The sequence below is a fragment of the Canibacter zhoujuaniae genome (assembly GCF_011752005.1).
Taxonomy (GTDB): Bacteria; Actinomycetota; Actinomycetes; order Actinomycetales; family Microbacteriaceae; genus Canibacter; species Canibacter zhoujuaniae.
Genome location: NZ_JAAIJZ010000003.1, coordinates 49,327 through 74,496, shown reverse-complemented (window position 1 = coordinate 74,496; position 25,170 = coordinate 49,327). Strand labels below are relative to the sequence as shown.

24 protein-coding genes are annotated in these 25,170 nt (G+C 53.9%); 18 read left to right on the top strand and 6 right to left on the bottom strand.

The features are described 5' to 3' along the window. Window positions 1-9 precede the first annotated feature (9 nt). The 5 genes from HCR00_RS05830 to HCR00_RS05810 all read left to right on the top strand — a co-directional run bounded on the left by HCR00_RS05830 (window position 10) and on the right by HCR00_RS05810 (window position 5,774). Entirely contained in the window at window positions 10-1,644 is a 1,635-nt protein-coding gene (locus tag HCR00_RS05830; RefSeq protein WP_166986895.1) for an APC family permease, read from the top strand. Continuing rightward, window positions 1,644-2,834, top strand: coding sequence for a cytochrome P450 (locus tag HCR00_RS05825; protein WP_166986898.1), 1,191 nt, complete (start codon window positions 1,644-1,646; stop codon window positions 2,832-2,834). The genes HCR00_RS05830 and HCR00_RS05825 overlap by 1 nt, the downstream gene beginning before the upstream one ends. Before the next feature lie 62 nt (window positions 2,835-2,896). Continuing rightward, window positions 2,897-4,360 carry a glutamine synthetase family protein gene (locus HCR00_RS05820; protein ID WP_166986901.1) on the top strand — a complete coding sequence of 488 codons (1,464 nt, stop codon included), beginning with the start codon at window positions 2,897-2,899 and terminating at the stop codon, window positions 4,358-4,360. Next, window positions 4,360-5,076, top strand: coding sequence for a substrate-binding periplasmic protein (locus HCR00_RS05815; protein ID WP_167143599.1), 717 nt, complete (start codon window positions 4,360-4,362; stop codon window positions 5,074-5,076). Before HCR00_RS05820 ends, HCR00_RS05815 begins: the two co-directional genes overlap by 1 nt. Continuing rightward, window positions 5,073-5,774, top strand: a complete 702-nt coding sequence (locus tag HCR00_RS05810; protein WP_167143598.1) for a gamma-glutamyl-gamma-aminobutyrate hydrolase family protein — start codon at window positions 5,073-5,075, stop codon at window positions 5,772-5,774. Before HCR00_RS05815 ends, HCR00_RS05810 begins: the two co-directional genes overlap by 4 nt. 112 nt (window positions 5,775-5,886) lie before the next feature. Here HCR00_RS05810 and acs read toward each other — a convergent pair whose 3' ends face one another. Further along, on the bottom strand, window positions 5,887-7,998 hold the full coding sequence (gene acs / locus HCR00_RS05805) for an acetate--CoA ligase (protein WP_167143596.1): 2,112 nt from the start codon (window positions 7,996-7,998) through the stop codon (window positions 5,887-5,889). Between the two features lie 94 nt (window positions 7,999-8,092). After that, window positions 8,093-8,623, bottom strand: a complete 531-nt coding sequence (locus HCR00_RS05800; RefSeq protein ID WP_167143594.1) for a hypothetical protein — start codon at window positions 8,621-8,623, stop codon at window positions 8,093-8,095. A 9-nt stretch (window positions 8,624-8,632) separates the two neighbouring features. Here HCR00_RS05800 and HCR00_RS05795 point away from each other — a divergent pair, with 9 nt between their 5' ends. The 9 genes from HCR00_RS05795 (at window position 8,633) to HCR00_RS05755 (ending at window position 18,941) form a co-directional block, all read left to right on the top strand. Then, window positions 8,633-9,415, top strand: coding sequence for a CYTH domain-containing protein (locus HCR00_RS05795; RefSeq protein ID WP_167143592.1), 783 nt, complete (start codon window positions 8,633-8,635; stop codon window positions 9,413-9,415). After that, on the top strand, window positions 9,412-9,609 hold the full coding sequence (locus HCR00_RS05790) for a hypothetical protein (RefSeq protein WP_166986919.1): 198 nt from the start codon (window positions 9,412-9,414) through the stop codon (window positions 9,607-9,609). The genes HCR00_RS05795 and HCR00_RS05790 overlap by 4 nt, the downstream gene beginning before the upstream one ends. 98 nt (window positions 9,610-9,707) lie before the next feature. Continuing rightward, window positions 9,708-11,021 (top strand): uracil-xanthine permease family protein, encoded by a 1,314-nt coding sequence (locus tag HCR00_RS05785; protein ID WP_208317310.1) that lies wholly within the window; start codon window positions 9,708-9,710, stop codon window positions 11,019-11,021. 141 nt (window positions 11,022-11,162) lie between these two features. Then, window positions 11,163-15,413: a DEAD/DEAH box helicase gene (locus HCR00_RS05780; protein WP_208317309.1), complete on the top strand. Its 4,251-nt coding sequence runs from the start codon at window positions 11,163-11,165 to the stop codon at window positions 15,411-15,413. Continuing rightward, window positions 15,406-15,642, top strand: a complete 237-nt coding sequence (locus tag HCR00_RS05775; RefSeq protein WP_167143590.1) for a hypothetical protein — start codon at window positions 15,406-15,408, stop codon at window positions 15,640-15,642. Before HCR00_RS05780 ends, HCR00_RS05775 begins: the two co-directional genes overlap by 8 nt. A 184-nt stretch (window positions 15,643-15,826) precedes the next feature. Further along, window positions 15,827-16,291 carry a hypothetical protein gene (locus tag HCR00_RS05770; RefSeq protein WP_167143589.1) on the top strand — a complete coding sequence of 155 codons (465 nt, stop codon included), beginning with the start codon at window positions 15,827-15,829 and terminating at the stop codon, window positions 16,289-16,291. After that, window positions 16,281-17,093, top strand: coding sequence for an ATP-binding cassette domain-containing protein (locus HCR00_RS05765; protein ID WP_167143588.1), 813 nt, complete (start codon window positions 16,281-16,283; stop codon window positions 17,091-17,093). The genes HCR00_RS05770 and HCR00_RS05765 overlap by 11 nt, the downstream gene beginning before the upstream one ends. Next, window positions 17,080-18,354 carry a hypothetical protein gene (locus HCR00_RS05760; RefSeq protein ID WP_167143587.1) on the top strand — a complete coding sequence of 425 codons (1,275 nt, stop codon included), beginning with the start codon at window positions 17,080-17,082 and terminating at the stop codon, window positions 18,352-18,354. The genes HCR00_RS05765 and HCR00_RS05760 overlap by 14 nt, the downstream gene beginning before the upstream one ends. Before the next feature lie 8 nt (window positions 18,355-18,362). Continuing rightward, window positions 18,363-18,941, top strand: coding sequence for a hypothetical protein (locus tag HCR00_RS05755; RefSeq protein ID WP_167143586.1), 579 nt, complete (start codon window positions 18,363-18,365; stop codon window positions 18,939-18,941). 64 nt (window positions 18,942-19,005) lie between these two features. Here the strand turns inward: HCR00_RS05755 and mscL are convergent, their stop codons facing one another. The 3 genes from mscL to HCR00_RS05740 form a co-directional block, all read right to left on the bottom strand. Then, window positions 19,006-19,398 (bottom strand): large conductance mechanosensitive channel protein MscL, encoded by a 393-nt coding sequence (mscL, locus tag HCR00_RS05750; protein ID WP_166986934.1) that lies wholly within the window; start codon window positions 19,396-19,398, stop codon window positions 19,006-19,008. Window positions 19,399-19,469: 71 nt separating this feature from the next. Continuing rightward, window positions 19,470-19,757 carry a hypothetical protein gene (locus tag HCR00_RS05745; RefSeq protein WP_166986937.1) on the bottom strand — a complete coding sequence of 96 codons (288 nt, stop codon included), beginning with the start codon at window positions 19,755-19,757 and terminating at the stop codon, window positions 19,470-19,472. Window positions 19,758-19,771: 14 nt separating this feature from the next. Beyond that, on the bottom strand, window positions 19,772-21,370 hold the full coding sequence (locus HCR00_RS05740) for an acyl-CoA carboxylase subunit beta (protein WP_424945200.1): 1,599 nt from the start codon (window positions 21,368-21,370) through the stop codon (window positions 19,772-19,774). A 48-nt stretch (window positions 21,371-21,418) separates the two neighbouring features. Between HCR00_RS05740 and HCR00_RS05735 the strand changes: the two genes are divergently transcribed. Together HCR00_RS05735 and HCR00_RS05730 are read left to right on the top strand one after the other, a co-directional pair. After that, a complete protein-coding gene (locus tag HCR00_RS05735; RefSeq protein ID WP_167143585.1) occupies window positions 21,419-22,252 on the top strand; it encodes a biotin--[acetyl-CoA-carboxylase] ligase in 834 nt (277 codons plus the stop codon). 7 nt (window positions 22,253-22,259) lie between these two features. After that, entirely contained in the window at window positions 22,260-22,841 is a 582-nt protein-coding gene (locus tag HCR00_RS05730; RefSeq protein ID WP_167143584.1) for a PH domain-containing protein, read from the top strand. 59 nt (window positions 22,842-22,900) lie between these two features. Here HCR00_RS05730 and HCR00_RS05725 read toward each other — a convergent pair whose 3' ends face one another. Then, a complete protein-coding gene (locus tag HCR00_RS05725) occupies window positions 22,901-23,494 on the bottom strand; it encodes a YqaJ viral recombinase family protein (RefSeq protein ID WP_166986946.1) in 594 nt (197 codons plus the stop codon). Window positions 23,495-23,614: 120 nt separating this feature from the next. On the opposite strand from HCR00_RS05725, the gene HCR00_RS05720 reads away from it, so the two are divergent. Together HCR00_RS05720 and rplJ are read left to right on the top strand one after the other, a co-directional pair. Continuing rightward, window positions 23,615-24,337, top strand: a complete 723-nt coding sequence (locus tag HCR00_RS05720) for a response regulator transcription factor (protein WP_167143582.1) — start codon at window positions 23,615-23,617, stop codon at window positions 24,335-24,337. Between the two features lie 267 nt (window positions 24,338-24,604). Then, complete coding sequence (rplJ, locus tag HCR00_RS05715) at window positions 24,605-25,114, top strand: 50S ribosomal protein L10 (RefSeq protein WP_166986953.1); 510 nt, start codon at window positions 24,605-24,607, stop codon at window positions 25,112-25,114. Window positions 25,115-25,170: the final 56 nt, after the last annotated feature.

Sequence of the window (25,170 nt, the reverse complement as noted above, 5' to 3'; positions counted from 1 at the left end):
GGATATCTAATGACTGATAGCACCACAGTAGCTGCTCTCTCAAATGCTCATGATGAGCACTCAGAACAGGGATTCAAACGTGAAATGGGTTTCTGGGGAAACCTCGCGCTTGGATTTACGTATCTATCTCCCGTAGTAGGTGTTTACACCACCATCGGGCTCGCGCTTGCGATAGCGGGCCCGATTTCATTTTGGACGCTTGTAGTCGCGGGCCTCGGGCAGCTACTTGTTGCTCTTGTCTTCGGCGAGATTGTCTCCCAATACCCGATTGCCGGCGGTATTTACCCTTGGAACCGCCGCCTCTGGGGCGCAAAATGGGGGTGGATGAGTGGTTGGGTATACGCAGTCGCGATAAACGCCACGATTGCTTCCGTTGCGTTTGGTGTCGGGCCGTTCCTCGGCGCATTCTTGGGAATCGAGACGAACCCAGGCACAAACGTGATTCTTGCTCTGGTGGTGATCGCCTTCTCCACGCTCATGAACTTTGGTGGAACCAGACTCCTGTCAGTTGTTGCGTTTATCGGTTTCTCGCTTGAAATTATTGCAACCATAGTAATCGGAATTTGGCTGCTTGTTGCCGCTCGTCAGCACGACCTCAGCGTATTCTTCACTGATTTCCGCCCACTAGACGTACAAGAAAACGAACCACTGTTTGTTGCATTTGCATTCTCTGCAATCCTCGGAATCTTCCTGTACTACGGTTTCGAGGCAAACGGTGACGTTGCAGAAGAGGTTAAGGATCCGGGTCGGGTGATCCCGAAAGCAATGCGCACCACGCTTTACGTTGGTGGTGTTGCCTCAATGTTCATCGGCATGGGCTTGATCCTTGCAATTCCAGATTACGCAGCGGTGATTCGCGGTGAGAACACAGACCCGGTCACCGGAATATTCCAGACCACATTCGGCCCAATCGGTTTTAAAATCGTGCTGCTGCTCATTATGATCTCGTACGTATCGTGCACGATCTCCCTCCAAGCAGCTGCATCACGACTCCTATTTTCAATGGGACGAGACAAGCAGCTTCCAGGTTGGAGCGCACTGCGCAAGTTCTCTGTGAAACGAGCTGTTCCGCCGTACGCGCTGCTTGTTGCGGGTATTCTGCCAGCATTGATCGTGGTTGTGTCGCTCTTCTCGGCCGACGCGCTGATTGCGGTTATTTCGTTTGCATCACTCGGCATCTACCTCGCCTTCTTCTCGGCGGTGCTTGCATCATTCCGTGCTCGCCTAAAGGGATGGCAGCCAAAGGGGCCGTTCAAGATGGGCCGTTGGGGATGGCCAGTGACCATCGCTGCCGGTCTTTACCAAATCGCTGCGATGATCATGTTGGTTTGGCCGGTTGAAGACGCTGAAAACTGGTTCCAGCGCTATCTCGTCTCTGCTGTCGGTGTGATAGTGCTTGTAATCGGTGTCATCTATCTCTTTACTACACGTCCAGACAAACGCGGTGGTGGGCCAGCAGGTGACGCACACACGGGTGTCGTTAACATGCACTACGCAAGTCCAATTGCTCCGTCCGAAGAAATTGTTGATATGGCCGTGCTCCTCTCTGGCGGCAAGCCACACTACTACCCCCACGCTCCTCAAAATGAGTCGAGCAGCGATTCGTCAGCGAAAAATTCACAAAATACTGAAGGGGAAAAATAATGTCGGAATCCGCGTACCTAGATATTGCTGATAGCAATTTCGCTATCAGCTCTGATGAAGTTGAACAGGCACGAGAAACAAATTGGTACGCAAAAACTAACTACGGGCTTGCGGTGCTCAGTTATGAAGACAATGCTGCTTTGATGAAGAGTAAAAATCTTAAGCAGGGCAGTGCTGAGTGGCCTGATCTGAACGGTGTCCACAGTGGTGTCTTCTATGACTGGTGGAAAGAAAACCTGCTTGTGCTTGAAGGTGACGATCACGACCGCCTACGTCGCCTTGTGCAGCCAGCCTTCTCGCCAAGAAAGATTAAAGATCTTGGCGATCGCTTCGATGCCTTAGCAAACGAGCTTATTGACAACTGGATCGATAAGGGTGAGGTTGAGTTTGTTGAGGAGTTCGCAGCTCCGTTTGCCACCCGTGTTCTGTGCATCATGCTTGGGATCCCTGAAACTGAGTGGGCTCACATCAACGATCTAGGGTCGAAGGTCGGCGCAGCGCTTGGTATCACCATTAAGGAACAGATCGAAACTATCGATGCTGCGTTAAAGGAGCTGCAGCAGTATGGTCGCGATCTGCTCGAGGATCGTCGCAAGAACCCACAAGACGATTTCGTGACGCGACTTGTTGAAGCAAACGCAGAGGGCGACCAGTTGTCTAACGAAGAGCTGGAGAACATGATTGTGCTCCTCATTTTCGGAGGCATGGATACTACCCGGAATCAGCTGGGGCTTGCGCTGTCGTCGTTTGCGAAACAGCCTGACCAGTGGGAGAAGCTTGCGGCGGATCCTGACAAGTATCGAAAAGCGGCTGTTGAGGAGGCACTGCGTCTGAACCCAACCACTCGCTGGGTGACACGCGAAGCGGCTGAAACGTTCGAGCACAAGGGATTGACGATTGAAAAAGGCACCACAGTGCACATGTTCACTGAAACCTCTGGGCGTGACCCGGAGGCGTTCGAAGATCCAAACAGGATTGACCTCGATGCCGTCCGCAAACCTCACTTTGCCTTTGGCGGCGGTGCTCACCACTGCATCGGTCACTTCGTCGCGAGGTCTGACATGATGGCGGCACTGCCTGCGCTGGCAACCCGCATCACTGATCTCAAACTTGGTGAGGATCAGGAATGGCTGCCAGATTCAGGAAACACGGGCCCAGAGCGTCTTCCCGTGTCATTCACAAAACGCTAACGACCCGGTGTGCGCGGCAACGATGCAGCAGCACATCACATAAATAAAAATCGGATGGAGATATGGCCACTACAGAAAAATCACAGGTTGGAGCAAAGATCGTTGCAGCGCAGAAAGCTGGTAAGGATCTTGCAAAAACCTTTCACAAAGAACTCGAAAAAGCTCTCGCTGACAACGGTGCGGCGAGCCGCCACCGGGAGAACAATCTAAAACAAGAGACTGTTGCAGAGCTGAGTGAAAAAATTGAGCGTTCAGGAGTGAAGTACATCTACTATATGCTCCCAACGCTTGGTTCACGCACCGTTGCGAAGATGGTTCCAGCAAAACACTTTGTTCGCAATCTCGAAAAAGGAATCGCATTTCACCGCACCGCGTTGAGCGATCTGCAAACGAATATTTTCGGCAACCTTATTGGTGGCGGTGTCGATGCGAAGGAATTCATCGGCCTGCCAGATCCGGAAACTTTCCAAGCACTGCCTTGGGACGGTGAGGTTGGTCGCATCTTCTGCTCAGCATACGAGCCAGATCACTTCAACGAGGTTGGCGGGCGGCCACTGCAGGTGGATTCACGCGCTACCATGAAGCGGATCCACCAGGTTATGAAAGATGTGTTCGGCCTGACGATGAAATCTGGCACGGAGCCTGAAATGGTCTGGGCTGGTGAGTCGATTAAGACGAATATTATTCCTGGCCACAGCCCCGCCTATCAGGTGGACAACCTTGAGGTCATGCGACCTATATACAAGCGTGTGCAGGAGTATGCAACAGAGCTTGATTTTGACATGATCGAAGGCGACTTTGAAGACAGGGGTCAGATCGAGCTGAACTGGATGTTCGATGAGATCGAGAACACAGCGGATCGTCTTGTCACCTACCGCCAGATCTGCAAGCAGGTTGCTCGCGAATTTGGTGTTCAAGCAAGCTTCATGCCAAAACCTTACGCCGGTTCAATGGGTAACGGCTGCCACCACAACATTTCACTGTGGGATGAGGAAGGCAACAACACCTTTGAAGACCCGGGCCGCACTGAGCTGCACCTGTCCCAAATCGGCCGGTGGGTTGTCGGCGGCATCCTGAAGTATGCGCCCGGCATGATGGCAGTCTTCTCGAGCACCGTGAACAGCTACAAACGCTTTTGGGATCCAGGCCAGTTTGCGCCAGCTCGCGGCAACTGGGGTCTTGATTCACGCGGCGCTATGGTGAGAATCTCGGCAAACGGTCGCGCGGAAGTGCGCGTACCAGATGCTGCGGTGAACCCGTACCTGTCACACGGCCTGCTTGTTGCTGCGGCTGCGGCTGGTATCGGTGAGCAGATCGAGCCACCAAAGCCTGACACTGAGGGCGATGCGATGCCGATGAACCTTGGTGATGCACTTGAGTTGTTTAAATCAAGCGAACTTGTGCAGGCCGTGCTCCCGCCAAAATTGGCAGAGCTTTACTATGAGATGAAATATGATGATTGGGCTCGCTACTGCGGTGCGATTACCGAGTGGGAGTTCAACCAGTACTGGGAGGCGATCCCCTAATGACAGAAAAACTTCGATTGGCGTGTATCGACTCACCCGCGATGCCACTGTTTGGGCTCGCAGATGCGAACGGTGTGCGCGACGGTTATGAACCAGAGGTTGCTAAGCTGCTCGCTGAAGCAACCGGCAGGGTAGTCGAGTGGGTTATGATGCCCTGGGATGACATGCTGCCATCGGTGCAGCAGCACCGTGTTGATGCAGTGCTGTGCGGCCAGGGAATTATCCCCTCACGAGAAGAGCAGGTCGACTTTGTGCGACCCTATGCGGTCTTCAACGAATCGGTGCTTGTGCGGGCAGGTGATCCGGCGCGCAGCCCTGAAGATCTCAACGGGTACAAGGTTGCTGCGATTGCTAACAGTGCAAATATGCGATTGGCAGAAACTTTCCCTGGCGCTATTCTGGTGCCGTTCGGAGCCAGCGATGATGTCTTCTCAGACATGATTGAGGCGGTTCGATCCGGTGAGGTTGACGCGATGGTGGATGATGATGTGGTGACGGTGCCGCTCGGTGAAGAAGCTGACTTTGATCTAGCATTCACCGCAGAAACCCGAAACCCGTGGGGTGTTGGGGTTGCGAAGGATCGTCCCGAGATGTTCCGTCTCCTCAACGATGCGATGACCACGATCATCGAGAACGGAAAGCTCAAAGCAGCGTGGAACAAGTGGTTTCCGCACCTGCCGTATCCGGAAGAATCCTTAGAGGGAGCAACTAAGTGAGTGAAAAACCGCTGATCGGAGTCCCTGCTATGTCCTCTGCGCAGGTCAAGGGGCTCCGCAAGAGCGGATCCACAGTATCGGATACCGTCGTGAAAGCTATTACGGCTGCCGGCGGAATTCCCGTGCTCATCAGTCCCTTTGCGCCTGATGAGATCTGGGATAGCGTAGCGGGAATCGTCCTCCCCGGTGGGAACGATGTGACCCCGAGCCGATACGGGCAGGATCCTCACCCAACTTACGGGCCAACCGATTTTGAGGGTCAGGATGAGGCCGATCTGCGTGCTATTTCTGTTGCTGAAGAACGCCGCATCCCTGCGCTTTTAATTTGCCGTGGAATGCAATTGTGGAATGTGCACCGTGGCGGTGACATGATTCAAGATATTGAAAATGCGAAGGATCATGTGGGAACAGAGCATGACGTTGCGATTGCTTCTGACTCGCTTTTGCATTCTCTGTTCGACGGTGCTGACACGGTTAACGTGTCGAGCTATCATCACCAGGCGCTTGGCCGCATAGGGGATGGGCTGCGGGTCGTCGCGCATGGATCAGACGGCACCGTTGAGGCGATTGAAGACCCAGAGTTCGAAATCGTGGCGGTGCAGTGGCATCCAGAAGACCGTTTCGAGCGTATCGCGTCTGACGCGCGATTGTTTGAATGGGTTGTCGCGGCCGCGAAATCACACAGAACCACAGCGTAAACCACGCATCACGGCGCGCTGGCAGGAGGAAATACCTGTCAGCGCGCCGCTGTGTGTTTACCGCACGTCCCAACAGAGGGCGGCGGTACGGGATTAACGGCGGCGGTCTCTGCTACCGCCCAAAGAGCCTAGCGAAGAATCCTTTTTTCTTTTTCTGTTGGGGCGTTGCCGATCCGACAAGTGCCGCAGCCTCGCCGCCTGTCGCACCAGGGGTGAGCGCCTCAGGCCCAACCCCATCATGCTCATCAACAGCGGATGAGATGTCTAGCACAACATTAACGTCGGTCAGTGTTGTGGTGTCACCAATTTCACGGCCCTCGGCAATATCGAGCAGCACGCGACGCATAATCTTGCCCGACCGTGTCTTTGGCAGCTCATCAACTATGAACACATCGCGTGGGCGCGCAATCGGGCCAATAATGTTCGCAACGTGTTTTTTCAATTCAGCTTCCGCGCTGTCTGCGGTCACCAGATGCTGTTGACTCTTCAAAATGACAAAGGCCGCAACCGCTTGGCCCGTAGTTTCATCAGAGGCACCCACAACCGCTGCTTCGGCGACAGCGTGATGCTCAACCAGCGCTGATTCAATTTCAGCGGTAGAGAGACGGTGCCCAGACACGTTTAGCACATCGTCCACACGACCGAGAAGCCAGACATCTCCGTCGTCATCAAACCGCGCGCCGTCACCGGCAAAATACTTATCGCCAAATTTTGACCAGTAGGTGTCAATGTAGCGTTGATCGTCACCGAAAACGGTGCGCGCCATTGACGGCCACGGCCGCTCAACCACAAGCAAACCACCCGAACCGTGCGGCACCGGCACAGCCTCATCGGTCACGATATTTACCGCGATCCCCGGCAGCGGCACCTGAGCAGATCCCGGCTTTAAGGTGGTGAGCCCCGGCAGCGCAGAAATCATGATCGCACCGGTCTCAGTTTGCCACCAGGTGTCAACGATAGGGGCAACCCCGCCGCCGATCACCTCGTGATACCAGCGCCACGCCTCCGGGTTGATCGGCTCGCCGACGGATCCGAGCAGGCGCAGAGATGATAGATCATACTGCGCGGGCACTTGGCGCCCAACTTTCATGCAGGAGCGAATAGCGGTTGGCGCAGTGTAGAAAATTGAGACTTTATATTTCTCGATGATCTGCCACCAGCGCCCCCAGTCAGGAGTGTCTGGGGTGCCCTCGTAGAGCACCTGCGTTGCACCGTTTGCGAGCGGGCCGTAAACAACATATGTGTGACCGGTGATCCATCCAACATCGGCGGTGCACCAGTAAACATCTGTCTCCGGCTTCAAATCAAAAACATTTGAATGAGTTGTCACAGCCTGCGTGAGATAGCCACCACTGGTGTGCAAAATGCCCTTCGGTTTGCCGGTTGTGCCGGATGTGTAGAGAATAAACAGCGGATTCTCGGCGGGGAACCCAACCGCTTTGTGATCCCCCTCAAACGCGGTTATCTCCTCGTGCCACCATAGGTCACGCCCGTCTACCCAGTCAACATCTTCACCAGTGCGCTGCACAACGATAACACGCTCAACGCTTGATGTTTCACCATCGTTACTAGCAAGCTGAAGAGCCGCGTCTACCGTTGGCTTTAATGGTGACACTTTGCCTTTTCTAAAGCCTCCGTCAGCCGTGATAACAAGCTTCGCCGCAGCATCGTCGATACGCGCTCTGAGACTGTCGGCGCTGAAACCACCGAATATCACCGAGTGGGTTGCGCCCAGACGCGCGACCGCGAGCATCGAGATAACTGCCTCAGGAATCATCGGCATATAAATCGCGACCCGATCCCCCGCCTGCAGCCCGAGAGCTGCGAGCATGTTCGCAGCGCGTTTCACCTCGAAGGTGAGCTCCTTATAAGTAATGGTGCGAGTATCACTACGCTCACCCTCAAAATGCAGCGCAACACGGTCGCCATTGCCCGCGAGTACGTGGCGGTCAAGACAGTTAAAGGCCACGTTTAGTTCACCATCTGCGAACCATTTCGCAAACGGCGGATTCGACCAATCTAAAACCTCAGTAAACGGTTTTGACCAGGTTAGTCGCGTGCGCGCCTGCTCAGCCCAAAAGGCATCAGGATCAGATTTTGCGGTGTCGTAAATAGTCGCATCACTGATATTCGCCTGCGCTGTAAATTCAGCCGGTGGCGCATATGTTTCGCGCTCCAGCCCGTGCAGCGAGAGACTTTCGATTGTGCCGTGATCTTCAGACATTGACTTACCCCGTTGTTTGCCGTTAAATAACTGCATTAATTATAGACAACTCCGCTGTGGATGCTCTTTCACGGGCAGAGTTTTACAGTTAAATTTAGCTGCGTGAGTTCTCTAAAATTAGTGACACCCGATCGCGCAAATAGGCTTCTAAACTTGGCGCCTGCGCAAGATCCGCTGCGGCGCGCCAGCGCACTTTCAGGGTGTTACCGGAAAGCGCAATCACAGCTTGCGGATCTGCCGCCAGAGCTCGCAAATCCTGTTCGTCTTGCGGCATTTTTGTGCAGCCAAAATTTATCACCGTGCCAGTCGCATATCCGGAGTCGTATGCGAGCCCGGCAAGATCGCGTCGATACTCCTGCGAGTTTGAAACAACGCCAAGACGTTCCCGTTTTGCGGCACGGGTCTGCCCCTCGGCGCACCAAATTTCACCACTTTCTGTCAGCAACAGCACCCCGACTCGATAGGCTTCACCCAGTGTCTCCAGGCGCCATTTGCCACCGAATAGCAGGAGTTTGCGACGCCTACGCCAGTTTGCGAGCATCTCAGGCCGCGCACCAGCATTCTGCAGATCGCGCACAGCTTCAAGCACAAGCTTTGGAATCTGAGACTGCACAAAATCTGTCATGCTTAAAGTATGTCTAAAAATGCGAGTGTGCATCACGAGGTTGAGCTGAAGTTTGAGGCGCCAGTTGGAGCTGAGCTGCCAGAGCGTTGGCCCGCCCACTTAGACCCTGAGCCGATTCAAGTGGTGCAGCTTGAGGCGGTCTACTTCGATACGCCCGATCGCGCGCTTGCCAAGGTGGGCACTGCGGTGCGGCGGCGTGCCGGTGGGCATGACGCAGGGTGGCATATTAAAACCCGGATTAATGAGACTACGCAGGAAGAGACCAGCTGGGAGTTTTGCGACGAAATTCCGGCGGGTGCGGCTACACACCTCAACACTCTTGTGCCAGGCAGCGCGGAGCGGCTTGAGGTTGTTGCGGAAATACGTACTGAGCGTAAAATCACGTTTCTGCACGATCAGGCGACCGTTGCCCGTTACGAAATCGCCGATGATGCCGTAGTCGCTACAGACCGGACGAATGGCGTCACTCGAGCTTGGCGGGAATGGGAGATTGAGGCACTCACCACGGATCACAGCGCGCTGCAAACACTGCAGGAAGCGCTGCTCGCTGCGGGTGCTGCACGCTCTCTCGCAGATAGCAAAATAGCGCGCGCGGCAGGAGCATTAATTCTGCGGGCGCTAGCTAGCGGGGTTGCGGCGGAAAGGATCGCGGCGCTAGCTGTGCAAGATCTTGCGGATCGGCTTGCCGCACAGGAACTGCAAGCCGGCACAGCGGATGTAACGACTTCTGAACGAAACACCCGTATTCAAGAATTACGCGGCATCGCGCGGCGGATTGGTGCAAACAAATGAGCAAAAAGGTAACCCGCAAGCAGCGTATCGCGCAGGTGGTGCTCGGGATTTGTGTTGGTGTTGTAGTCGGTTTTGTGTGTGCGCTCATTTTTAACTTCTGGTTGTGGACTCTCACCGGCGCCGTTTTCGGTGCGATTGTTGGCTTGGTCACCACACCGGGCGGCCCAGAAGAGCATGTGAGAAAGCGTCGTTAGACGGGTGCAAGACCCTTGCTGCTGTGGTGCCTAGGCTCTTCACTAGAATTGGGTGTGTGCTTAACAGGCGCTAATTAAACTGCAATGTTTGGAGAATAATGTTTGATTGGAAGCTACACGGTAACGGTAAAAACGTGGCTCCGGATGCTCGTGTGCTTCCAGAAGAGCGTATGACCTGGGCGCGCACCATCGGGTTTGGTGCGCAGCACGTGATAGCGATGTTTGGCGCGACCTTCCTAGTGCCACTGATCACAGGCCTGTCACCGACAGCTACACTCTTCTTCTCTGGTTTAGGCACCCTCATCTTCCTTGCGATTACGGGTAATCGGGTGCCGAGCTATCTCGGTTCTTCTTTTGCGTTTATCGCCCCAATCGGGGTGGCAATTGCGGCTAACGACGGGGATACAGGGGCCGCTGGCTTCGGGCTTTTTGCAACGGGTTTGCTGCTGTTCCTGATCGGTTTGCTGGTGCATTTTGTTGGCTCGGGGTGGATCAACCGACTGATGCCGCCTGTTGTGATGGGCACAATTGTGGCGCTGATCGGTTTCAACCTGGCGCCGGTTGTGCGCGACAGCTTTTCTGTTGCACCGTATATAGCGCTGATTACAGTCAGCTCAATTCTTCTTATAACCGTGGTTTTCAGAGGGTTTATCGGGCGACTCTCAATCGTGCTCGGAGTCATAGTTGGCTACATTGCGGCGCTTCTTGCTGGGCAGGTTGATACCAAAGCAATCGCGGATGCAGCGTGGTTCGGGCTGCCGTCCTTTAATCTCATGGCGAATCCGTTTGCAAACCCGGCGCTCTGGGGTTTGCTACCCGTTTTCTTGCCGGTGGTGCTGGTGCTTATTGCCGAAAACGTTGGGCACGTAAAATCGGTTGGGCTAATGATTGATCGGAACCTTGATCCGGTGACCGGTAGAGCGCTTTTCGCTGACGGTATTGCCACTGCTCTAGCCGGTTTCGGTGGCGGTGCTGGCACCACCACTTACGGAGAAAACATCGGTGTTATGGCAGCCACTCGAGTGTTCTCAACCGCTGCCTATTGGGTTGCGGGCCTGTTTGCGATAGCGCTCTCTTTCTCACCTAAAATCGGTGCGGTTATCAACTCGATTCCGGCCGGGGTGCTCGGCGGCGTCACAGTTGCGCTGTACGGCCTGATCGGTTTAATTGGGGTGAAAATTTGGATCGATAACCGGGTTGATTTCAACAGGCCGGTAAACCAGTTCACTGCCGCTATTGCGCTGATTGTTGGTATCGCTAACTTCACCATCGAAAGCGGTGATTTTTACTTTAACGGTATCGCCCTCGGCACCGTTGCAGCCCTCGTTGTTTACCACGGTATGAGTTGGGTCGGGCGGCTGCGCGGTGACCGCAATCCTGATACGGCGGATCGGGCAAACTTGACGGCCTAGTTAGCTGATCCGGCTACTTCTCTGCTGCGTGCATGCTGAAGCAGAGTTAGCGCTGTGTGTATGTGCGTTTTCTGGAATATAAATCACAGCTAGTCGGCGCTGTTCGGGGAAATTCAAAGAATTTCGCAATAGGCTGTTTAGGTGTGGTCTTTTGGAAAGTTATTTGGTCGTAACAGCAACGCCGGCAATGGTGCTGGTCAAGAGCTGCCTGCAGACACCGGTGAAACAGAGGTAATTCACACTGGCCGTTTTGAACCAGGCGCTTTTACAGCTGGCCCGGTAGAGACTGGGCCGGTTGCGCCCACACACCCAGCGGGTGCGCAGGCTGCTGAGGCGCGGGCTGCGAAGGCGGATCATCCTGCGCAGGGAGACAACCGCGCTGCTGAGGAAGCGGTTGCTGAGCAGCCGGTGCTGAAAACAGCGGGGAGTCAAAAACCGCTTAGCGGCACTGCCGCAGAGGCTGCAACCGCACAAGCACCACATGCTGAGAAGTCCGCTTCGATGCCGGCTCCGACTCCAAAATTTGATGTGCTCCACGCTTCCTGGCGGGAGGCTATTGCCCGTCTCGGTGGCGTTAATCCACTGTTGCACTTCGAGGATAAAGAGCGCAACCGCATTGATCTTTCGACCACACACCCAAGCGGTCTTGCGCAGTTTATTACCGGCCAAAAAACCCTTCTTTCTCAACTGATACGCGATGATGTTGCGTTGCGCAAGGCGAAGCGTGCTGCGGCTAATGTTGCTGCGAAGGCTCTCGAGATGCGAAATGTGCGCGGGCTTGAGACTGTGCACCTTGGCGTTGGTATCGCTAAATGGGTGTTCGAGGGGGAGAACTTTGCAGCTCCCGTGCTTTTGCGCCCGCTCGCTATTCGCCGCTATGGCCGCGATTTTGAAATCAAACTGAAGGGCACGGCGACTGTCAACCCTGAGTTAATTCGGGTGCTCTACCAACAGTTTGGTATTGCGATAGACGCTCGCACTCTGCTCGCGCTATCGCAGTCCGAGGGTGTTTTTAAACCGCAACCGGTTATCGACCGTCTCCGGATGATGGCTGCAGGGGTTGCGGGTTTCACCGTTGAGCCGCGTCTTGTTGCCTCATCGTTTAGTGGAATATCACACCGTATGGTGCAGGACTTAAAAGACCTTGACACCCCTGTTTTGCGCGCTGTCGCAGGTGATCAGGCCGCGATCGAACAGCTGCGCCGTGCATACAAGCCGGTGAACCCCACGCCGTTAAACAGTCGCACACCTGAAAATGATCGACTGCTCTATGACGCTGATTCGCAGCAGGATGACGTCATTAGTCAGATTGCTGCCGGGCACTCACTAACCGTACACACCCTGCCGGGCACCGGTGGCACCCAAACCGTCGTTAACGCTATCGGTGAGCTAGTGCGAGCAGGTAAACGAGTGCTGGTTGTCTCCCCGCGTCATGCGACCATTGAAGGAATTTCGCACCGTCTAAACCGAGTCGGTCTGGGCGGTCTCGCCGTGACCCCACGACGGCTGCGTCGCTCACTTGTGGAGGCGATTCGCAGAAATGAGGTCAGCAACCAACAACCAGCTGTTGACGTTGATCAGGCGTTGGTGCGCCTGCGCAATCTGCTGATTGATTATCGCGATGCGCTTGATACCGAAGACAAACAGCTAAACGTGACACCGTTAACGGCGCTGCGAGAGCTGGCGAAACTTTCGATGCTTCCCAACGCGCCACAGACAACTGTGCGCTTGAGCCAGTCCGCGCTGCAGTCACTGGCGCTTGATCGCAGCGCTGTTGCGGATGCTTTGATAGAGGCAGCGCGACTTGGTCAATTTGATTACGGGCCGGCAGACTCACCGTGGTACGGGGTGAGCTTTAACAGCACAGAAGAAGCGCGCAGCGCCTATTCGCGTGCAGTGGATTTGGCTGAAACCAAGCTGCCGCGCCTGCACTCAGTAGCCGGTGAAATGGTTGTGCAGACTTCACTGCGCCCATACGAAAGCATCACCGAGCTGGGGATTTACATTCGCCTGTTTGAGGGTATTCGTGAGACCCTAGACCGTTTCGTGCCAGAGGTTTATGAGCGGTCGCTCAGTGAGGTCATCGCGGCGCACGCACCGCGATCCGCAAACGATACTATGTCAGCGGCAAACCGCCGCCGCCTGAAGAAACTAGCCCGTGAGTATGTGCGGCCGGGTGTGACCGTAAACGATATGTTTGAGCGTTTGAAGGCGATTCAACAGCAGCGGGTGCTGTGGCATCGGTACTGCACTATTCCTGGTGCGCGCCAAGAGGTGCCGCTCGGCCTAGCTGAGGTCGCAGCAAACTTTGAGCGTGTCTACGATGACCTTGAAAAGCTTGATGCGGTGCTGGGTGTAGCTAGCGATGACCAGCGGTTACGCAACCTTTCAGTTTCAGCTCTCGCACATCGCATTTCCGCCCTTGCGCAGGAGAGCGAAGTCCTTAAAAATATTCAGGAACGCACCGCGATCATGGAGCAGTTGCGTGACGCTGATCTTGGGCAGCTGCTTGATGATCTGTCAGCACGCCATGTGCCAGCCGATGAAGTTGCGGCAGAGTTAGAACAGGCGTGGTGGCAGACCGCGCTGGAAACGATGCTGCATAATAATCCCGCCCTGCTCAGTGCAAATACCGGTGTTGTGGAGCGTCTCGAGTCTGATTTCCGTCTCGTTGATGATGCGCACGCGGGTGCTAATGGCGCAATTCTTGCGTCGCAGTTGGCTGATATTTGGCGAGTCGGAGTGATAGACCACCGGAATGAGGCGAAGGCATTGCGTGAGGCTTTGCGCGCTGGTGGCGCAAGCCCGACCGCTCTTTTAGAAACTGCTCCAACGCTGATGAGTATTTTAGCGCCGGTGTGGGCGATGAGCCCGTACGAGGTGTCGCTTCTGCCTTCGCAGATGCGCTTTGACACTCTGCTGATAGTTGATGCTGCCGGCATCTCGCTGGTTGAAGCTGTTGGCGCTATTCGGCGCGCCAAGCAGGTTGTTGCTTTCGGCGATCCGGTGATTCAGCAACCCTCAAGCTTTGAGGTCGGTGTGCGTGAAACAGATAGCGTCGCAGCTGGCGCTCAGCCACTCACCGAGAGCGTTTACAGTGCGCTGCGGAAGGTGCTGCCAGAACTGCAGTTGACGCGCAGCTATCGGGCGGGCGGGGCTGATCTCACCAAACTCGTGAACGAGAAGTTCTATGAGGGTCAGATTGAGTCGATGCCGTGGGCAGGTTCTTTCCTCGGCCGTTCGAGTCTTGTGCATGAGTATGTGCGCGGCGGTCAGGGCTTGCCAGATCCGGAAAGCGGCGCTGTTGAAAGCACCGACGCTGAGGTTGAGCGTGTAGTTATTCTCGTATTAAAGCACGCTGAGGAGCGCCCGAATGAGTCGCTGATGGTTGTCACCGCCAGCGCAAAACACGCTGTGCGTGTGTGGCAGTCGGTGCTGTCTGCTTTTGCGAAACGTCCTGAGTTGCGCGACTTCCTGTTGGGTGAGCACGCCGAGCCGTTCACGGTTGTGACGATCGAACAGTCGAGTGCGCTCAGCCGCGATCGCGTGATTTTCTCGATTGGTTACGGGCGCACGCCGCACGGGCGTGTGCTGTCTGATTTTGGCCCGCTCAGCCAGCCGGGCGGTGAGCGTCTTATCGCGGTTGCGATGACGCGTGCCCGTCGTGCGATGACTGTTGTCAGCTGTTTCAGAGCGCAGCATCTTGAGAGCATCAATCCTCGTTACGGTGTGCATCAGCTGGCTGCCGTGCTGGGAGCTGAACCGGCTCCGGAGATTGAGGCAACGCTGCCAGCAGAGCCTGACTCTATGGTTGCTGAGCTGGCAGAACGGCTGCATCGCTTGGGTCTGAAGGTGGCTTTGAACTATCAGGGTGTGATTCCGATTGCGGCGGCGTTGGGTGATCGCGCGATTGCGATTGACATCGATTTCAGCGGCGAAGATGAGAGTATGAGGCACACTCTGCGTTTGCGCCCGGCGCTTTTGCGTCGTCTCGGGTGGCACTATCAGCGGGTGCAGAGCTTCGACCTGTTCAGCGACCCACAAGAGGTTGCGGAGCGCGTGGCGGGCATCATCGGTTGGGATCGCGAAACCGCTGCTGCTCGCGAACGGCTGGCAGAGCAGGAGACTGTCGCATATACCGAAACAGAGATCGTGAATGTTGTTGAAAATGACACAGCCACTATCTTTGAGGAGCGCGCAGCCGGAGCGGCGGCGGTAGCTGAATTTGCCACCACTGTTGCTGAAACTGAAACTGAGGTGTCTGACAGCGCAACTGAAACCGCTCAGGGAGCGGAGGATGGGTCTGAAGACCAGCACTCTGCAGGTGCTGTGGAAGCTGCCGCAGCAGCGGAAGATTCTTCAGAAACGGAAGAATCAGCCACCGATGACTAAGGCAGGGCAGTCTGAGAGCGCAGAGCGGCAGGGACGCAAAAGTCGCCGCGTGACGCGCCCGACACCTGCTTACGTAGATGACGCTCCGACGCTCGGTGCGCTAGACTCGCAGCCGCTTGCGGATCGCCCAGAAACCTGGGGTGATCAGTCTTTTGGTGGGAATGAGAAGTCTGAGAATGCGGCACGTTTGCGGGCAGAGGTGCCGCCTCATTACGGGAAAACCCACTAGATTACGCACTCTAATGTAGATCTATAATTGCATAAGCAATTAATATTTGCTTTTCTTGTTAAGGCGTGCTACCTTTGTCAAAAATTTAATATGAGGCACTTCGATAGCAAATTTTTTGCTAAGTCGCAGCAATATACTGTGATACCCCAAAATAATCAACGACGATCAATATCGGTGGGTAATCATGTACACACAAACGATTTCAAAACCCAATAACAAACAAAAAAATAAATTCAAAACTCTTCTAGTAAGTCTGTTAGCAGTTTGCTCCATTGCCACTTCTTTGATGGGAGTGAATGCAGCATCCGCTGCCTCCGGTTACTCTCTTTGGTGCATGGTAAGAGTCGGGCAGCCGGTGAAATCAGGTGCCAAGCTCTCTGTCTCGGGAGGTTGGGGCCCCTGCCATGATTCAGACAATAGGGTGGCCGTGCTTGAGCTGCATAAGCAAGAGGGATGGTGGCACCCATATGTTGGTGGCACTAGCGCAGATGCAGTCTTTGGTAACGGCGGACTCAGCCTGTCGAGCTGCTTCCCAGCACAAATTGGTGTAGCGGCAAATTATTTTGCACAAATCCGCTTACAAAATAAAACTCAAATCGGTGACTGGGTTTTCTCCGAGTCAAAGTTAGGTGTAAAAATTGGTTGCTAAAGTGGCTGCTGCTCCGATAGTCGAGATTATCGGAGCAGCAGCTTCTTATAGGCGCATAGGAAAACCTCAAATACAGGGTTTAGATTTTGTTGCCAATGATGAGATAACCGCGCTTATCGGTAGAAACGGTGCGGGAAAATCAACCCTCATGAAAACCATCCTTGGGACGGTGAGGTTGCGTACTGGTGAGATTCAAGTGCTCGGGTTCAACCCTTTCCTGCGCCGCGAAAGACAGCTGCTTATGTCGGATGTTGGCTATTTACCGCAGCAGTTTGGTTACGTGCCAAGTTTTACTGTGTTGGAATTTGTTGCCTACGCGGCTTGGCTGAAAGGGCTTCCTTCAGCTACAGCAAGAACCTGTGCGGAACTTGCGCTCGAACGGGTTGGCATTACTGAGCTTCGCAGTAAGAAGATGGGGCAGCTCTCAGGTGGCATGCGAAGGCGAGCAGGAATCGCTCAAGCAATTGTTCACAGCCCAAAACTATTAATTCTGGATGAACCAACAACTGGTCTTGACCCTGAGCAGCGGGTGAAGTTTAGAAAACTGATAAGTGATTTAGCAGAAACTAGCGCAGTTATTTTAAGCTCCCATCTGGTTGAAGATGTGCGATTTCTCGCCCAGAAAATAACAATTCTTGAAGCCGGTCAGAACTGTTTTACAGGCACCCCAGCAGAGCTTGAAGCACAGGCGCAAACCGATCTGTTAGATGCAACATTACGCAACGCAGAAATAACTCCGCTTGAGAAGGGATATCTGAAAGTAATTTCCAAAGATAGAGGGGAGACAAATGTTATCCCTTGAACTGCGCACATCACCGTTTAAATATGGTGCCTTCGTTATTTATGCGGTTGCAGTAGTGTTTGCGGTTTCTAACTCGTATAAGTGGTTAGCGACTTGGACTAGCGTCACCACTGAAATGCTTGCGGCGCAGGCCTATATTGCTCCGCTTATTTGCTGTTTAGCCGCTTGGAGTGGTTTGCGCAGCAAAAGACAAAAAATGCATGAAACAGAAGCTGCAGCCGTGCGTTCGGTGGCGGCAGTAAGAGCGTTACAGATATTGGCTGATGCGTTCTGGCTTCTAGTAGCTTCGATGGTGGCCTTTTTAGTTTTATTACTGCGTGGTGTGTCTCTATCTTTAAGGGGTACACCAGTGTGGCCGGCGGTGTTGATGGCGCTGTTTGTCTGCCTGCTTTATTTAGCTATAGGGCATACAGTTGCTGCTCTAATTTCACACTGGGCTGCGATACCGTTGGCCGGCGCAGTTGCATTGGCTATATATGTATCTCGAAACTATTTTTGGCAAATCAGGTCTTTATTGTGGCTGAGCCCGATGAACTATCAGGATGGTTTTGCGGTAACAGTACCTAACCCGCTGTTTTATAGTGGCCAGTTGCTTATAGTGGGCGGTTACATTTTAGCCTTGCTCGTGGTTTATTACCTTGTGCGAGGGTCGCGCAAAACTCTGCGGCTCACAACCTTTGCGCTACTTGCCGTGCCGGTTTTGATTGTTGGTTTTGCAACGGTAAAAACTAACAATAGTCCGATGCTAGCCAATCAGCCGAAAATGGTAACTGTTACTGATCCGCGAACAGGGTTTAAACTAACGCTCATTGAAGAATATGAACCCTTAGGTGCTGAGATTGCTGCCGGGTGGGGAAGAATCTCAGAGTTGTTTTCGGAATCAGATTTGCGATTCGACTCACTGCGTCAGCTGACCGATGATGATTTTGATTATTCGGATTTGCCTAAAGGTACCGTTCCGCTAAGCATAGCTTCAAGACCCATGTTTGAGGACTCGGTGGACGTTATTTGGCTGAATCAAATAACTAATTGTGAGCCATTCTCTGGTGAGTTAGGGCTTGCTGGTGATGTAGTAGTTGCTGCTTGGCTTGCTGATCTTAGACAGTTGCCATCTAATGTTGGAGGTGCGAGTAAGGCCGAGATCGATCGTTTAAACTGGCTGCATTCATTGCCGATTAAGGACGCTAAAAAATGGGTTGCTGAGCATACATATAATATGCAAAACTGCGCCTGGAATAAATCAGATTTTGGATCGCTATGAAGCTGTTTTTGCGCAGCAGGAGCTTTTGGCTGATAGCGGTAACTGTTTTTCTGTTAGAGTTTTCACTGATTTACTGGGGCAGACCAGCGTTTGTTATGCATCGCGACCATTCAGCTATCGCTCTGCCTTTAAGCGTTTTTGCACAGTCGCTTGTGGGTTTCGCTAGCGCTATCACTCTGACTTCGCAAAATGCTTGGCTTGAGATCTTCACTGCGAGAAGACTGGGGTTTAACCGCGTAATTCAGTTCCTCATGCTGAGCGGCTGTGTTGGTGTAGCGCTTCTGTTGGTCGCTTGGCTATTGGGTGCTCAGGGGTCACTAGACGCCTTTGCGCCGTTGCGTGCAGCGCTTGGCATAATGAGTATTGCGGTGATTGCTACAGTTCTTATGGACTACTGGATTGCTGCAAGCTGTGGAATTATTTTTATTTTTATTCCTCTGATTATTAACCCTAAATCTAATCTTTTGTATGCGGTTATCGCTTTTGTGGGCGCTGATGCCCAGTATGCCTGGTGGACGGTGGGTGTTTTATTTGCTGCAGCTGTCATCGTTTTACAAACCGGCATTTGTTGCCGGGTTAAAGAGTGATGGTCAGTAAAAAATATGGTGCGACCAAATCACCCCTGGCCGCACCATATTCGTAAAGCAGTTTTTACTGTTTGTTCGCGAGTAGGTCGCGTATCTGCTTTAAGAGCTCTTCCTGTGTTGGCCCCGCCTCACCTTCGGGCTCGACAACACCCTTCTTTGCAGCTAGACGATCATTTACCTTATTCATCGGGGTGATCACGAGGAAGTAGATCACAGCGGCAACAATAAGGAAGTTTACGATGGCGGTGAGAATGGTGCCCGGCATAATCTCGGCACCGTTTATGGTGAAGGCGCCCAGCGAGTCGAAGTTCGGTGCGCCAAAAATGGCCCCGATCAGGTTTAGCAGCTGAGTCGTGAAGTTCTCAACGATCGGGCCAAACGCGCCAGCAATAATCACCGCAACAGCAAGCTCTACAACATTGCCGCGCAAAATAAAGTCTTTGAAGCCCTTAAGCATAATTATTTAATTCCTTTCACAGTTTGCTAACCTGACCATAGCCGAGTATAGCTAGCAGTATCAATGTGTGGTTAGCGTTCGCCAAGCCTGTTGAAGTCTTCCATATTGCGCACCTTGCGTTGCGACCTGCGCCACGGTTCGCGCTCTATGCGCGCACGGTGACGCACACGCCCGCTCTCTTCACTGCGCAGCGTGTGGAGTGCGGCTACCACCGCGACTTTTTCGTGCACTGAAAGATTTCGAGTAACAAACTCAAACTCTGCGGCGTGCACGGCGTCATCAACCGAGAGTTCGGAGCGCTTCGCCGCATCACGGTCGGCAGCGCTCGGCGGGAGATGCTCAAAACTAAATTCGCTCATCGTAATCTGACACCCTACAGCGGAATATTGCCGTGCTTCTTTTTCGGCATATGTGCGCGCTTACCGCGCAGGCCGCGTAAGGCTTTCAGCACCGCAAGTCTTGTGCCAGCAGGCTCGAGCACATTGTCTATCTCGCCACGCTCGGCGGCTAAGAATGGGCTGGTCACCTCAGCGGTGTATTTTGCCGTAAGTTCAGTGCGCAGCGCCTCGACATCTTCGCCAGCGTCCTGAGCCGCCTTAAGCTCTTTGCGATAGAGAATATTCACAGCGCCAGCACCACCCATTACCGCGATTTCAGCTGTCGGCCAGGCAATGTTGAAGTCTGCGCCCATCTGCTTTGAACCCATCACAATGTAGGCTCCGCCGTAAGCTTTTCGAGTAATGATGGTAACCAGAGGGACTGTCGCCTCAGCATACGCGTAAAGCAGTTTCGCGCCGCGCCGGATCACACCGTTGTATTCCTGATCGGTGCCCGGCAGGTATCCGGGCACATCAACCAGGGTCAGAATCGGAATAGAGAATGCGTCACAGAAGCGTACAAATCGTGCGGCTTTTTCAGATGCATCGATGTTCAGTGTGCCTGCCATCTGATTTGGTTGGTTTGCCACAATGCCAACAGTGCGACCTTCGATCCGCCCAAAACCGATAACCATGTTCGGTGCAAACAGCGGCTGCACTTCTAAGAAGTCGCCTCCGTCGAGCACCGACTCGATAACCACCTTCATATCGTAGGGTTGATTCGGGCTGTCGGGGATCAGATTGTTTAGTCGACGATCCGCCTCAGTGATTTGATATGCGGTGTCTGTGTCATAGATAGGAGCCTCTGCCAGATTGTTATCTGGCAGATAACTCACAAGAGTGCGTGCGTAATCGAGCGCGTCTTGTTCGTCTGCTGCCAGATAGTGTGAGACTCCGGAGGTCTGGTTGTGGGTGGCAGCCCCGCCGAGCTCTTCAAAACCGACATCCTCACCGGTTACGGTTTTAATCACGTCAGGCCCGGTGACGAACATGTGGCTGGATTTGTCGACCATAATTACAAAGTCGGTGAGAGCGGGAGAATAGACGGCGCCGCCTGCAGAAGGCCCCATCACAATCGAAATTTGCGGAATCACACCCGAACACATCGTGTTCCGTTTAAAAATTTGGGCATACTTCGATAGTGAGACAACGCCCTCTTGAATACGTGCGCCGCCAGAATCCAAGAGACCAATGATCGGCACACCGGTTTTCAGTGCGAACTCCATCGCCTTCACGATTTTCTCACCCGCAACCTCACCGAGCGAGCCACCAAAGGTTGTGAAATCTTGAGAATACACAACCACCTGACGGCCGTGAATCTCACCAGCGCCGGTGATCACAGAATCACCGAAGGGGCGATTCTTTTCCATCCCAAATGCGGTCGTGCGGTGACGCACATACTTATCAAACTCAACAAATGAGCCAGGATCGAGCAGCTCATTGATGCGCTCACGCGCCGTTAACTTGCCGCGGGCGTGCTGCTTTTCAGCGGCAGCGGCATCACGGTCGCCCACCGCCTGCTGATACTTAATGCGGTGATCCGCAATGCGGCCAGCGGTCGTAGTTAGATCTGGAGTTGCATTTGCCTCAGTCACGTTTTCGATCCTACCTGCATAATCCTCTTACGACTTAAACTATTTGTTGTGGAATTACTACAAACATCGCAGTTAATTGATACCCACTTTCTTCCAGCGGCCGCTTCAACCAACGATGTTGCAAAAGAAATCAGCGCGACGCAAGCAGCTCCGTCACCGTTTCTGGTGGTCACTACTAATCAAACAGCGGGCAGGGGCAGGCGGGATCGAGTGTGGCAGACTCCGCCAGGTGTTGCGTTAGCCACTTCTGTCTACACGCCTAATTGGCAGGCTGTCGCGACTCCGGTTAGTTGGGCTCCGCTGCTTGCCGGATACGCAATCTCGCAGGCGCTCGCAAAATGGTTGCAGGTTTTTGTTAAATGGCCAAACGATGTGCTTGTGTCTCTGCCTGCAGAGCAGACAGATGAGTTAGCGGAACGTCGTGGGGGTGCCAAACTGTGTGGCGTGCTTTGCGAAACAACCGGCAACGGAGGAATAATTTTTGGCGCCGGTGTTAACGTTTTTACCGCACCAGCGCAGACTGCTGAAGGCGGTGTCAGTATAAAAACTGCGCTTGAGGCGCTCGGCAAAAATCCACTCTCTGCGACGAGTTTTGAGACTCCAGAGGGCCATGCACTGGCTGATGAGCTGCTGCAGCGTTATGTTGCAGAGCTGCTCTCAGGCATCGAATTGGCCGGTGCCGATCCGCAAACATTTCAACGGCGGATCGCTCAAAACCTCGCCTCAGTAAAACGCCGGGTGCGAGCACTGCTGCCGGGCGGTAAAACCCTGAGTGGGTATGCAGTCGGTCTCGGAGCAGCTGGAGAGCTGCTAGTGCGTGATGAGCGCGGCCGCACAGTAGCTGTCGCATCTGCGGATGTTGAGCATTTGCGTTTAGACTAGGAGGGCTATGGCTTATGAATCAACAGAGTATATTGACGAGCCGGAGCGCATTATCGTGCGTTTTCGCCGTCACGGTGCGGTGCTAGCCGGCCCGCTCTTAGTGCTGTTGATTTGTGCGGTGCTGGCCGGGGCTTTTATCGGAAAATTTGCTGCTGCCTGGGCTAATTTGTTGGTTGCCAGCGGAATAGCACTGCTTTTAATCGTTGGGTTTGTCGTGCCATTTTTTAAGTGGTTTGCGGGGCGCACAACCATCACCACCAGACGCGTTATTGTGCGCGGCGGTGTCTTTACGCGCACACGTGAAGAAATCAGTATTGTGCAGGTGCGCACTGTGGCATCACGGCGGCGCCCGCTGCAGCGCCTCGTTGGCGCCGGTGATATCGACCTAACAGTAACCGATTCGGATGCAATGCGTCTTATTAATGTGCCCGGTATCGCAGCCATCTCTGAGGTTTTACAAGAACAGATCGAGAAGCACTATAACGCGCAGGCTCGCACCAAGACGGGGTATTATGCCGGCGGTGTGCCGCAGCCGAGTGTGCCGCAGGCGGGTGCTGGCAGCAGTTTTGTTGCCAGGCGTCGCAGCTAGCCTGCGTGCGGTGACTTAGCCGGAGTGCGCGTAGCTGTGGCTATCGTGCTGTCACAGCTCTATCTGCGCTGTTCGTCAGCGAGTTCGTGGAGACGCTCGATCAACTCATCCGCCAGCTGCACAAGATCTTTGATGGCGCGCTCATTGCGCTCAACCCACATCCATTGCGGATGATCTGAGACCGGAATGAAGTTACTGTGCTGCTCCCACACAAAGAGCGTGCGTTCGGCTTCGAGCACGTGCTGCTGCCAGTAAATCTGCCGCAGATAGTTGCGGGGCACGCCTTTAAACGGCTTATTTGTTGTTTTAATCTCTGACAGCTCGATAATGCCGTTATGCTCACGAATCCCGTCGGGTGTCGCCAGGTGACGACGATTGTTGGGAGCATGATACAACGCCTGGCTCGGATGAATACCGAAATTGGTTTCAACCCAGGCGGCGATGACTGGTTCGCGCTCTATGCCGTGTTGGGTGTAGGCGTTCCCAAACCCACCACCGGAGACACCTTTAAGAAGTTTATTGCGAGCGGTAGATTCGATAGAGGTGCGGCTAGCGAGCTTTGCAACATCACTTGCGGTGATACCGGCATACCGCGCCTGTAGCCACTCGGCATGATTGCTGCCGTCAGTAACTAAACGCTCTAGAAAACTCACTCAAATATTCTGCCAGTGGCTGTGCCTTTGCACTCTGGGCGTGGCGGAGTTTCGTATTTTGGGGGATGCGCAGGCTGACCGCAGGTCGGTCATAGATAATTCATAGGAATATTGTAAATAATGGAGTCTATGGCCCCACAACTTACTCGCTCAGGCGGTGCCGCACTGCGCGCACTCGTGGTAGACGATGAAGAATCAATTCGCTCACTGGTGGCGATGGCCCTCCGCTACGGCGGATGGGAGGTTGAGCTCGCCGAGAATGGCGCTGTCGCGATAGAAAAGGTGCGCACCTTTGACCCTGATGTGCTGGTGCTGGATATTATGATGCCAGAAATAGACGGTTTGGGCGTGCTCTCAAAAATCCGCAGCGAAGGATACTTGGTGCCCGTGCTCTTTCTCACCGCGAAAGACTCTGTTGAGGATCGGGTGCAGGGGCTGACGGCCGGTGGTGATGATTACGTTGTGAAGCCGTTCAGCCTAGAAGAACTGATAGCGCGGCTGCGCGGCCTTGTGCGACGCTCACAGCTTGCAGCCCCACAAGAACCGGACGCTATTTTACGTGTCGGGAATCTCAGCCTCAACGAAGACAGCTATGAAGTTTCGCGCGGCGGGACGAATATCGAGCTCACATCAACAGAGTTTGACCTTTTGCGCTACCTGATGAGCAACCCGGGGCGGGTGCTCTCAAAGGCGCAAATTCTTGACCGCGTGTGGTCCTATGACTATCAGGGCAAAGACACTGTGGTTGAGCTTTATATCTCCTATCTGCGGAAGAAGATAGATGTGCTCGGCGATAAAATGATCCATACTGTGCGCGGTGCGGGCTACATGATCAAACCTTAAGCCCCGCGGGTGATGGATTTCGGGATCGCCTGCTTGCGCGGATCCGCACACATCAGGTATATTAGATATCTGGCCAAAGACCGCCGGTAAGAGAATATTCTCTCGTAACGGGCCTCGAAAGAGAGCCGACCTGCGCAGGTACGAGTTTTTACTCCTTGAGAGTCTGCTCTGTGCGTGCGCACGGAGCTTTTTTAGTTTTACTGGGAAAGCAAGGTGTGCGGCCCCCGACAGCAACCGCTGCCGGGTCTAGAAAAGTTAGGGAGCGCCATGGCGACGAAGGATGCTGCGGTTGTTGATCTTCAGAAGAAGTTTGAAGAGTCAAACGCCGTCTTGCTGACCGAGTACCGCGGTCTGACTGTTGGTGAGATGCGCGAGTTGCGCAACTCATTTCGTGCAGACGCGTCGTACGCCGTGGCGAAGAACACACTGGTCAAGATTGCCGCAAACAATGCGGGCATCACCGAACTCGACGATCTGCTGAGCGGCCCAACCGCTGTTGCTTTCGTTACCGGTGACACCGTAAATGTGGCAAAAGGCCTGCGTGACTTCGCTAAGGCACACCCTCAGCTCGTAATTAAGGGCGGCATCTTTGATGGCAACGCTCTTGACGCTGCTGAGGTGAACAAGCTCGCTGATCTCGAGAGCCGCGAGGTGCTGCTTGCAAAGGCAGCCGGCGCAATGAAGGCATCTCTGTCCAGCGCAGCTGTTCTGTTCAACGCCCCAATGGCCGGGTTTGCCCGTGCCGCAGGTGCGTTGCGCGACAAGCAAGAGGCATAACAAACCGAGATCGGTTTACCAAAAAACTAAATTGCTCGTAACGCACGGGCGACAAT